This is a genomic window from Elstera litoralis, from assembly GCF_000963705.1.
In the GTDB taxonomy this organism is placed as follows: Bacteria; Pseudomonadota; Alphaproteobacteria; order Elsterales; family Elsteraceae; genus Elstera; species Elstera litoralis.
Window position 1 is genome coordinate 1 of sequence record NZ_LAJY01000060.1, and the last position, 10,020, is coordinate 10,020.

A 10,020-nucleotide genomic window follows, 5' to 3' on the forward strand; every position below is an offset into this window, starting at 1 on the left:
CGCTTCGGTGATGAGCGCTATCGGCTGCAATTCGATCAGTTGCGGCGTTTCGCTCGGCATCGGCTGCCCCTCGGGCGCAAGCCAGACGTAGAGGCCGAGCGCGGCTGCGTGCAGCGTAAAGGAGGTAAGAAAGGCTTTCGCCATATCCGTTCAGCTTCCGGCGGGGGGCTACGGTTTTACGGGTTCGGTGAGCAGGGCGACGCGGCTGAAGCCCGCTGCGCCAACCTGCCCCATCAACTCGGCGATAACACCATAGGAGAGGCTTTTGTCGCCGCGCACATAAATCGGGCGGGTCTTATCCGCCGCCGCAAGCGCGGCAAGGCGCGGCGACAGGGCGGCTTTTGCAATCGGCTCTTGATCGAGAAAAACCTGCCCCTGCCCATCGACCGACAGGGTAATCGGCGGCGCGGGCGGCGTCAGTTGCGCGGCTTGGCTGCTCGGCAGCTCGACCGGAACCCCCGCCACCAGCATCGGGGCGGCGACCATGAAAATGATGAGCAGCACCAGCATCACATCGACCAGCGGCGTGATATTGATATCGGCGACGGCGGGCAGCCCGTCTTCGTCGCCGCCCCCGCTCGGCAGCAGTCCCCCGGCCATGCTTAAGCGGCCTTTTCGGCAGAAGCGACGGGGGCACGGGTGAGCTTCAACGCCGTCTCCGCCATTACCGCCTGAGTGCGCGCCGAGAAACGCCCGATGGCCGCCGCCAGCATATTATAAGCAATAACGGCCGGAATCGCTGCGACCAGGCCCATCGCCGTCGCCAGCAGCGCTTCAGCGATCCCCGGCGCAACCGTGGCGAGGCTGGTATCGCGCGCCTGGGCAATCGCGGTGAAGCTGTTCATAATCCCCCAGACCGTGCCGAACAAACCGATAAAGGGGGCCGACGAGCTGATCGTCGCCAACAGCGGCAAAACGTCGGTCAAGCTGGCGCACTTCCCGGCCTAACTGCACACGCATGACGCTCACCAGATGCTCGCGCTGGGTCGCCGCCGAGGTTCCGGCGAAGGCCGCGCGATCCTGCTGCACCAGCCTCAAGCCCGCCGCCAGCACGCGTTGCGCGGCACCCTCGGGCCGCTGCGCAACCTCGGCAAGACCGGGGGCGTCGCCCGCCTCGAACGCCTGCACGCTGCGTTGGGCCGCCCCCACCGCCACACGGTTTCGAGAATGACCGCCCAGCCCCAAACCGACGCAAACGCCAAGAGAATCATCACCCCTTTAACGACGCTATCCGCCTGCATGAACAGCCCGATGAACGACAGGCTATGACCGGAAAGGGGTGCGTCCACGGGGAATCTCCTACACGCCACAAAAGGGGAAATGGGCCTATCCGGGCCTCAATTGCCCGCACTCTGCCGCAGTTGCGAAGAATTATCAACATAGTTAAGAGTGATTCTTATCAGCACGCGTAACGGAACGGATCATGTTACCGCCAACCGATACCCCACCCCGGCTTCGGTGAGCAAAAACCGGGGTTGATCGGCGGGATCGTGGAGTTTTTGTCGCAGTTGGCGCACGTAGACGCGCAGATATTGCACGTCCGCCCCATCCTCGTGCCCCCAGACGGCTTTCAACAGATGCTTATGGGTCAGTACCCGGCCCGGATGTTTGGCAAGCTCGGCAAGAATGCCCCATTCTTTGGGCGATAGCTTCACCTCCGCCCCCTCCAGCAGCACGCGGCGATGGAAGAGATCGATGGTCAGCGGCCCCAGGGTAAAGACTTCGGACGCGCCTTGGGTTTGCAGCCGGTGCCGCAGGGCAACGCGGATGCGCGCCAGCAGCTCTTCGATGCTAAACGGTTTGACGATGTAATCATCGGCCCCCAAATCCAGCGCTTCGACCTTGCTCGCCTCCTCCCCCCGGCTGGAGAGCACGATGATCGGCAGGGCGCTGCTCATGCGCAGGTCGGCGATTATGTCGAGCCCGTCACGGTCGGGAAGCCCTAGATCGAGAATCATGAGATCGACGCCGGGGCGGCGGGCAGCGGCGAGCCCCTGCGCCCCGGTTTCCGCCTCGATCACGGCATAATCCTGCGCCGCGAGACTGGTGCGCAAAAACCGCCGGATCGCCGGTTCATCATCGACGATCAGCAAAGTCGCGCGCAGGTTAGTCCCGGAGGGGTTCGACATGAATCAAGGTCTCGGGTAGGGAAATGACAAAGGCCGCCCCGCCACCGGGGGCGTCTTCTACATGAATACGCCCCCCCATCGCGTCAACAAAGCCCCGGCAGATGGCGAGCCCCAAGCCGGTTCCAGCAGGCGAGCTATCGTTCACATCCAGCCGGTAAAAGCGGTCGAACACGCTCTGGCGACGGTCGGGCGGAATGCCGGGGCCGTGGTCGGCCACCGTTAGGACAATCCCCCCCTCCGGCGTTTCCGCCGCCTCAATTCGAATAAGCGAGCCTTGCGGCGCATATTTGGCGGCATTATCCAAGAGGTTCACCAGAACTTGCTCGAATAGAACATGGTCGAGCTGGACCATCGGCAGATCATCGGGAAGACGGGTTTCGACCGAGTGATGCACCAGCAAAGCCGCCGTGCGCCGCAGGGCGGTGCCGACCGCCTCGGCCAGATCGAGCAGCTCCCGTTTCGGCGCGAGCGAGCCCGCTTCGAGCCGCATCATATCCAAAAGATTGCCGACGAAGCGGTTCAGCCGCTCGGCTTCGGTCTGCACGCTGCCCAAAACCTCGTCGCGCGCTGCCGCATCATAGCGCTCACCGAAAGACCGCAAGGCCGTTACCGAGCCCAAAATGGTCGCAAGCGGCGTGCGCAGATCGTGGGAAATGGAGGTGAGCAACGCCCCGCGCAACTTCTCGGTCTCAGCCAACAACCGCGCTTGATCGACGGCCCCGGCCAGGGTGATGCGCTCGATGGCAATCGCGGCTTGGTCGGCCAGCGCGTTGAGCAAACGGCGCTCGTCCTGCGACAGGATCGGCCGCCCCCGCTCGGCCCGATCCAGGCCCAGCACGCCGATGATTTCCCGGTCGGTCCGCAACGGCAGGAACAGCCAGCGCGCGCCGGGGAGCGTGTCGGAATCCCGGCCCGTCTCCTGACCTTTGCTGAACGCCCAGTGCGCCGCCGCAAGATCGGCGTCTTCCAATTGATCTTCGGGCGGATAGCCCGCGCGGACCGCAAGATGCTCGCCCTCGGGCAGCAGAACCACCGTGCTGACCTTCAACATCGCGGCAATCTGATGGGAGATGGCCCACAAAAAGATCGTCCATCGCGCCGATAGCGGCCAGCTTGCGGCTGAAGCTGTAGAGGTCCGCCGTTACCTTCGCCCGCTGCGCCGCCGCCGTGCCTTGCGCATGGGTGCGCGCCGCAAGATCGCTCGTCACCAGCGCCGTGATGAAGAAGGCGACCAGCGAAATCACATTGGCGGGATCGGCAATCGTGAAGGTGTAAAGCGGCGGCAGAAACAGGAAATTATACAGCAGTACCGACAGCGCGGCGGCATAGAGCGACGGCCCGCGCCCGCGCCGCACCGCGACGACCAAGACGCCGGTGAGAAACACCAAGGAGAGGTTCGTCACCGCAATCAACCGGTCGAGCCCCGAAGCGATCACGGTTGCCGCGCCCACTGTCAGCGTCGCTTCAACGAAGGCCGAGAGCGGTGGCCGCGCCGGGAGCGACAGCGAAACCGCCGCCCCGCCCGTCCCCAGCGGCACGATGCGCAGGCTAATGTCGCTGGCTTTCCGCACCAATTCCTGCGTGACCGAGCCCGACAGCCAGCGTTTCCAGCGCGGCAAGCTGTAATGGCCAACGATGATCTGTGTCACATTATGGCTGCGCGCATAGGCCAGCACGTCATCGACCACGCGCCGCCCCGGTAGGGTCACGGTTTCCGCGCCTAAGCGTTCAGCGAGGCGCATGGCTTCGGCAATCCGCGTGCGCGCCGCATCGGACAGGCCGAGGGGGCTGGGGGTTTCGATATGCAACACGGTCCAGGCACAGCGCAGCCGGTCGGCCATCCGCCGGGCCTGCCGAATGAGCAAATCCGCCGCCGGGCGCGAATCGATGCAGACCAGCAGCCGTTCGCCGGTTTCCCACGGGCCGGAGATGGCGTGGCTCTGCATGAAGTCGCGCATTTGCGCGTCCACCCGGTCGGCGGTGCGGCGCAGGGCGAGTTCGCGTAAGGCCGTGAGGTTCCCCGCCGAAAAATAATGTTTTAGCGCGCGCTGGGCCTGCTCGTGCCCATAAACTTTGCCTTCCGCGAGGCGCTGTTGCAGGGTTTCCGGCGTCACATCGACGAGTTCGATTTCGTCGGCGCGGTCGATGATCGAATCGGGCACCGTCTCGCGCACGCGGATGCGGGTGATGCGCGCCACCACATCGTTCAGGCTTTCGACGTGCTGGACGTTGAGCGTGGTGAAAACATCGATCCCGGCGGCGAGGATTTCCTCCACGTCCAAATAGCGCTTCGGGTGGCGACTGCCCGGCGCATTGGTATGGGCCAATTCGTCGACCAGGACCAGCGCCGGTTTGCGCGCCAGAATCGCGTCGAGATCCATTTCCGGCAGGGTGCGGCCCTTATACTCGCCCGCGCGTTTGTCCAGAATTTCCAACCCGGCCAGCATGCGCTGGGTTTCCACCCGCCCGTGGGTTTCGACGACGCCGACGACGACATCAACCCCCTCGCGCCGCCGCTGCCGGGCGATACGCAGCATCTCGTAAGTTTTGCCGACGCCGGGAGCTGCCCCGAGGAAAATACGCAACCGCCCCCGCCCTTCTTTTTGGGCGAGGGCCAGCAGCGCCTCGGGGTCCGGGCGCTGCTCGGCGGCTGAAAGATCGGAATCGCTCATGCTGGTGAGATTACGGACTTTTACGCGTCGTCGCCATGTCATCCAGCGCCAGATTGAGCGCCAGTACATTGACGCGCGGCTCGCCGATCAGCCCCATCAGACGGGTTTCCACCAACCGTTCTACCAGCTCGCGCACCACCGCGACCGGCAGATCGCGGGCTTTGGCGACCCGCTCGATTTGCAGGCGGGCTGCGTCCGGCGATACATGCGGATCAAGCCCGCTGGCCGAGGTGGTGACGATATCCACCGGCACCGGCTTGGTCGTTTTCCAGCACGGCGATATCGCCCGCCACCCGGTCGATCAATGCTTTCGAGGTCGGCCCCAGGTTGGAGCCGGACGAGGCCGCCGCGTTATAGGGTTGCGAGACGCTATTGCCATCGGCGTCGGTCCCGGAGGTCGCCGAGGGGCGCGGGTGGAAGTAGCGCAGATCGGTGAAATTCTGCCCGATCAGGCTGGAGCCGATCACCGCGCCATTGCGCTCGATGAGGGAGCCATTGGCCTCACGCGGAAAGACCAGTTGAGAAATCCCCGTGATCGCGGCGGGATAAGCGATGCCAAGTAGCAGCGTCATCCCGATAAGCAGCACGAAGGCCGGTCGGAAGAGTTGGATCATGATGTTTTCCTAAGCCAAACCGAGAGCGGTAACGGCGAGATCGATGATCTTGATGCCGATGAACGGCACGATCAGCCCGCCGAAGCCATAGACGAAGAGATTGCGCCGCAGCAGCGCCGCCGCCCCCTGGGGCCGGTAGCGCACGCCGCGTAAGGCGAGCGGGATCAGCCCGACGATGATGAGCGCATTGAAGATCACCGCCGACAGAATGGCGCTGCTCGGGGTCGACAGACCCATGACGTTCAGCGCTTGAAGCTGCGGATAGAGCCCCACGAACATGGCCGGGATGATGGCGAAATATTTCGCCACGTCATTGGCAATCGAGAAGGTGGTGAGCGCGCCGCGCGTCATCAGCAACTGTTTGCCGATCCCGACGATTTCGATGAGCTTGGTCGGATCGCTGTCGAGGTCGATCATATTCCCCGCCTCGCGCGCCGCCACCGTGCCGGTGTTCATAGCGACGCCGACATCGGCTTGGGCGAGCGCGGGCGCATCGTTGGTGCCGTCGCCGCACATGGCGACCAGCTTGCCTTTAGCCTGCTCGTCGCGGATCAGCTTAAGCTTGGCTTCTGGCGTCGCTTGGGCGAGGAAATCATCCACCCCCGCTTCGGCGGCAATCGCGGCGGCGGTGAGCGGGTTATCGCCCGTAATCATCACCGTGCGAATGCCCATGCGCCGCAGTTCCACGAAACGCTCGCGGATACCGCCCTTCACCACGTCCTTCAGGTGAACGACGCCGAGAAGCTTGCCGCTTTCCGCCACCACCAGCGGCGTGCCGCCAGATTTAGCCACGGTTTCGACAATCGCGGTCAGCCGGTCCGAGCCCGCACCGCCGCCCGCCCAGGCGAGCACGGCATCGGTCGCGCCTTTGCGGATCTGGCGCTTGCCGAGATCGATCCCGCTCATCCGCGTCATGGCGGTGAAGGGGATGAAGCTCGCGCCGCGTTCAGCCATATCGAGCGCGCGCAAGCCGTAGGCTTCTTTCGCCAGCACAACGATGGAGCGGCCTTCCGGCGTTTCGTCCGAGAGCGACGCCAGCATCGCGGCTTCCGCCAGAACCTTGGCATCGACGCCCGGTAGCGGCAGAAATTCGGAGGCGACGCGGTTGCCGAGCGTGATCGTGCCGGTTTTATCGAGCAGCAGCGTATCCACATCCCCCGCCGCTTCTACCGCACGGCCGGAGGTTGCGAGCACGTTGAAGCGGACCAGCCGGTCCATCCCGGCGATGCCGATGGCTGAGAGCAGCGCGCCAATCGTCGTCGGGATCAGCGTCACGAAAAGGGCGATCAGCACGACGACCGAGATGCCGCCCGCGCTATAGGCGAGGAAGCCCGGAATGGTGGCAACGGCCAGCAGGAAGATGATCGACAGGCCCGCGAGCAGGATCGACAGCGCGATTTCATTCGGTGTCTTCTGCCGCTGCGCGCCTTCCACCAGCGCAATCATCCGGTCGAGGAAGGTATTGCCCCGCGCCGAGGTGATGCGGACGGTGAGGACATCCGATAAAACCCGCGTGCCGCCCGTCACCGCCGACCGGTCGCCGCCGCTTTCGCGGATCACCGGGGCGCTTTCCCCGGTAATGGCGCTTTCATCGACCGAGGCGACGCCTTCGATCACTTCGCCATCGGAGGGGATGATTTCCAGCGCCTCGACGATCACCAAATCGCCGGGCTTGAGGTCCAATGCCGAGACGGTTTCGGTGCCGCCATTGGCCAGCTTGCGCCGCGCGGTGGTTTCGGTGCGGGTTTTGCGCAGGCTATCGGCCTGGGCTCGGCCCCGGCCTTCCGCCACCGCTTCGGCGAAGGTGCCGAAGAGAACCGTGAACCACAGCCAGGCGGCGATCTGCACCGTAAAGCCGGTGCCGCCCGCGCCGGTGGCAAGATCGCGCACCAGCAGAACCGTGGTCAATAGCGCGACCAAGGCCACGACGAAGAGGATCGGATTGCGGCTGAGGGCACGCGGATTGAGTTTCGTGAAAGCTTGCCCTGCCGCCGGGATCAGAATCGCCGGGTCGGTCAGGGAAACGAGGGGTCGTTTGCTCATGAACTTGCGCCTTAAAACAGCGTGCCGGCGGTCATTGCCAAATGTTCGGCAATCGGACCCAAGGCCAGCGACGGGAAGTAGGTCAGGCCGCCAACGATCAGGATCACCCCGACCAGCAGGCTGACGAAAAGGGCCGTATCGGTCGGGAACGAGCCCGAGGACGCCGGTTGCGGGGATTTACGCGCGAGCGACCCCGCGATTGCCATCACCGGCACGATCATGGCGAAGCGCCCGAGCAGCATAGCAATCCCCAGCATCACGTTATGAAACTGGGTATTGGCATTAAAGCCGCCGAAGGCCGACCCATTGTTCGCGGTGGCCGAGGTATAGGCGTAGAGCGCCTCGGAGAAGCCGTGCGGCCCCGCGTCTTGCAAACTCGCCAGCGCCGACGGGATGAAGCCGACCAAAGCCGTGAAGCCGAGGATCGCCAGCGGCAGCACCAACAGCGACAGCATCGCCATGGTGACTTCCGGCGCTTCGATCTTCTTGCCGAGATATTCCGGCGTCCGCCCGACCATCAGCCCGGCGATAAACACCGTCAGTAGGGCAAACACCAGCATCCCGTATAGCCCGGCTCCGACACCGCCGACGATGATTTCGCCGAGCTGCATGTTAATCATCGGGATCATGCCCGCGAGCGGCAGGAAGCTATCGTGCATCGCAATCACCGCGCCGCACGAAGCGGCGGTGGTGATGACGGCAAACAGCGACGATGCCGCAATGCCGAAACGGACTTCCTTACCTTCCATATTTCCGCCGATCAGGCCGAGTTGATGGAAGAAGGGATTGCCGGAGGCTTCAACGCCGTAAACCACGGCGACACCCGCGATGAACAGCACGCCCATCGCGCCTAAAATCGCCCAGCCCTGCTTTTCGTTGCCGACCATGCGCCCGAAGGTATTGGTCAAGCCCGCACCGAGCAGGAAGATCAGCAGCATCTGAATGAAATTCGAAAGCGCCGTCGGGTTTTCGAATGGATGCGCCGAATTGACATTGTAGAAGCCGCCGCCATTGGTGCCGAGCATCTTAATCGCCAGTTGCGAGGCGACCGGGCCGAGGCTGAGGGTCTGTTTCGCCCCTTCCAGCGTTACCGCCTCCGCGCTCGCGGCGAAGGTCTGCGGCACGCCCTGCCAGACGAAGAACAGCGCGGCGATAATCGAAATCGGCAGCAGCACATAGAGCGTGACGCGCGTCAGATCGACCCAGAAATTGCCAAGGTCGCGCGCCGATTTGCTAGCAAAGCCGCGCACGAGCGCAATCGCAAGGCAAATCCCCGTCGCTGCCGACAGGAAATTCTGCACCGTCAACCCGGCCATCTGGCTGAAGTGGCTCATGGTGGTCTCCCCACCATAAGATTGCCAGTTGGTATTGGTGACGAAGCTCAGTGCCGTATTGAAGGCAAGGTCCGGCCCCACCGCCGCAAAGCCCTGCGGGTTCAGAGGCAGCCCATCTTGCAGGCGCAGAATGCCATAGAGCAGCAAAGCGCCCGCGCCGTTCAGCACCAGCATTGAGGCGGTATAAGCCACCCAGCCTGGCCCTGTTTCGGGTTAACCCCGGCAGCAGCGTAAAAGCCGCGCTCAAGGGGGCCGATGACGGGGGAGAACAGCAGTTTCTGACCCGTGAAAACCCGGGTGAGATAGCCGCCGACCGGCCGCACCAGCATGAGAAGGATAAGACAAAAGAGCGCAATTTGCGCCCAACCGTTCAAGGTCATGACCGGCCTCGCTTAAAAATGGTCTGGGCGCAGCAGCGCCAGCAGCAGATAGGCGAGCACACAGGCCGCAACCGCGCCGCCCAGAATGAGATCGAAGCTCGCCGCACTCATCGGTCGATCTCCTTGGCGCAGACCAGCGCGTAGCCGACCAGCGCCGAAAATCCGGCGGCCAAGGCCGCCAGAAACACAACATCCAGCATGATTTCTCCTTCTACGGGGTTTCCCGTTAAGGGCATCTGACGCCAAACCCGCGTGAAGGTTCGAGACGAAGCCGGGCCGGAGCGCATAAAAATCCCATAAAGATCACCCCGCGCGCCGGGTGCATTGCGGCGCAATACCACGTTGACGTACCCGTCAATGGGGGCGTTACATGATCCATCGTTTTCAGGAGACGCATCATGGCCCTGCCCGCGCTCGTTCAGTTCATGATCCGCAATGCCGCGATTGGCGCGAGCCTTGGGGTGGCCGTTGGCCTCGGGCTGATGTTCGGTGACGCCTGGGGTTTGGCGACGCTTGCCAACCAAACGGAGAGCCCTCTCGTTGCCTGGATCATGCTCCCCTGGGGCTTTGCCGTCACCTTCGGCGGCGTTCAAGTCGGGATAGCGATTATGACGGCAGAAGATGATTCGTCCGGCGGTGGTAAACGCCAGCGTATTCCGCTCGCTTCAGGCGCACCCCGGCGGGTATGATGGCGCGATATAGAATCGCACAAAAGTTGCGAATCTGAGGGATAGATCGAGCGAATGCGCATTTTAAAATATCTCGGGCTTCTCATCCTCGTGGCAGCCGTGGGCGGCGGGGGCTATTGGGCTTATCGCACCTATTACAAACCGAAAGCTGCGATCCCC

The 10,020-nt window shown here is 63.5% G+C and carries 8 protein-coding genes and 4 pseudogenes; 2 read left to right on the top strand and 10 right to left on the bottom strand.

The features are described 5' to 3' along the window. Nucleotides 1–168 precede the first annotated feature (168 nt). On the bottom strand, nt 169–600 hold the full coding sequence (locus VZ95_RS03230; RefSeq protein ID WP_045774605.1) for an ExbD/TolR family protein: 432 nt from the start codon (nt 598–600) through the stop codon (nt 169–171). Between the two features lie 2 nt (nt 601–602). Continuing rightward, nucleotides 603–926 (bottom strand): MotA/TolQ/ExbB proton channel family protein, encoded by a 324-nt coding sequence (locus VZ95_RS23785; RefSeq protein WP_052711438.1) that lies wholly within the window; start codon nt 924–926, stop codon nt 603–605. Between the two features lie 46 nt (nt 927–972). Here VZ95_RS23785 and VZ95_RS24995 point away from each other — a divergent pair, with 46 nt between their 5' ends. Further along, nucleotides 973–1,269, top strand: coding sequence for a hypothetical protein (locus VZ95_RS24995; RefSeq protein WP_052711439.1), 297 nt, complete (start codon nt 973–975; stop codon nt 1,267–1,269). Nucleotides 1,270–1,421: 152 nt separating this feature from the next. Here the strand turns inward: VZ95_RS24995 and VZ95_RS03240 are convergent, their stop codons facing one another. The 8 genes and pseudogenes from VZ95_RS03240 to VZ95_RS22695 form a co-directional block, all read right to left on the bottom strand. Further along, the gene (locus VZ95_RS03240) at nt 1,422–2,129 is read right to left on the bottom strand and encodes a response regulator (protein ID WP_045774606.1); all 708 of its coding nucleotides are present in this window, start codon (nt 2,127–2,129) and stop codon (nt 1,422–1,424) included. Continuing rightward, the gene (locus tag VZ95_RS26595; protein WP_232302456.1) at nt 2,107–2,907 is read right to left on the bottom strand and encodes a sensor histidine kinase; all 801 of its coding nucleotides are present in this window, start codon (nt 2,905–2,907) and stop codon (nt 2,107–2,109) included. Before VZ95_RS26595 ends, VZ95_RS03240 begins: the two co-directional genes overlap by 23 nt. A 15-nt stretch (nt 2,908–2,922) precedes the next feature. Then, nucleotides 2,923–3,180: pseudogene (locus VZ95_RS26600) on the bottom strand (GAF domain-containing protein); the annotation flags it as partial. A 160-nt stretch (nt 3,181–3,340) separates the two neighbouring features. After that, nucleotides 3,341–4,870 (bottom strand): annotated as a pseudogene (locus VZ95_RS26605) (DUF4118 domain-containing protein); the annotation flags it as partial. Next, nucleotides 4,812–5,415: pseudogene (gene kdpC / locus VZ95_RS03250) on the bottom strand (potassium-transporting ATPase subunit KdpC). The pseudogenes VZ95_RS26605 and kdpC, both read right to left, overlap by 59 nt. 9 nt (nt 5,416–5,424) lie before the next feature. Further along, nucleotides 5,425–7,458 carry a potassium-transporting ATPase subunit KdpB gene (gene kdpB, locus VZ95_RS03255; protein WP_045774607.1) on the bottom strand — a complete coding sequence of 678 codons (2,034 nt, stop codon included), beginning with the start codon at nt 7,456–7,458 and terminating at the stop codon, nt 5,425–5,427. Between the two features lie 11 nt (nt 7,459–7,469). After that, a pseudogene (kdpA, locus tag VZ95_RS03260) lies at nt 7,470–9,172 on the bottom strand (potassium-transporting ATPase subunit KdpA). A 12-nt stretch (nt 9,173–9,184) separates the two neighbouring features. After that, the gene (locus tag VZ95_RS22695) at nt 9,185–9,283 is read right to left on the bottom strand and encodes a potassium-transporting ATPase subunit F (protein ID WP_084627547.1); all 99 of its coding nucleotides are present in this window, start codon (nt 9,281–9,283) and stop codon (nt 9,185–9,187) included. 287 nt (nt 9,284–9,570) lie between these two features. Here VZ95_RS22695 and VZ95_RS03265 point away from each other — a divergent pair, with 287 nt between their 5' ends. After that, a complete protein-coding gene (locus VZ95_RS03265) occupies nt 9,571–9,861 on the top strand; it encodes a hypothetical protein (protein ID WP_045774608.1) in 291 nt (96 codons plus the stop codon). Nucleotides 9,862–10,020 lie beyond the last annotated feature (159 nt).

What these genes read in the sequence shown, in the direction of transcription:
- VZ95_RS03230 (WP_045774605.1), bottom strand. Translation starts at nt 600, where the DNA reads ATGGCCGGGGGACTGCTGCCGAGCGGGGGCGGCGACGAAGACGGGCTG.
- kdpB (WP_045774607.1), bottom strand. Translation starts at nt 7,458, where the DNA reads ATGAGCAAACGACCCCTCGTTTCCCTGACCGACCCGGCGATTCTGATC.
- VZ95_RS03265 (WP_045774608.1), top strand. Translation starts at nt 9,571, where the DNA reads ATGGCCCTGCCCGCGCTCGTTCAGTTCATGATCCGCAATGCCGCGATT.
- VZ95_RS22695 (WP_084627547.1), bottom strand. Translation starts at nt 9,283, where the DNA reads ATGAGTGCGGCGAGCTTCGATCTCATTCTGGGCGGCGCGGTTGCGGCC.
- VZ95_RS03240 (WP_045774606.1), bottom strand. Translation starts at nt 2,129, where the DNA reads ATGTCGAACCCCTCCGGGACTAACCTGCGCGCGACTTTGCTGATCGTC.
- VZ95_RS24995 (WP_052711439.1), top strand. Translation starts at nt 973, where the DNA reads ATGCTCGCGCTGGGTCGCCGCCGAGGTTCCGGCGAAGGCCGCGCGATC.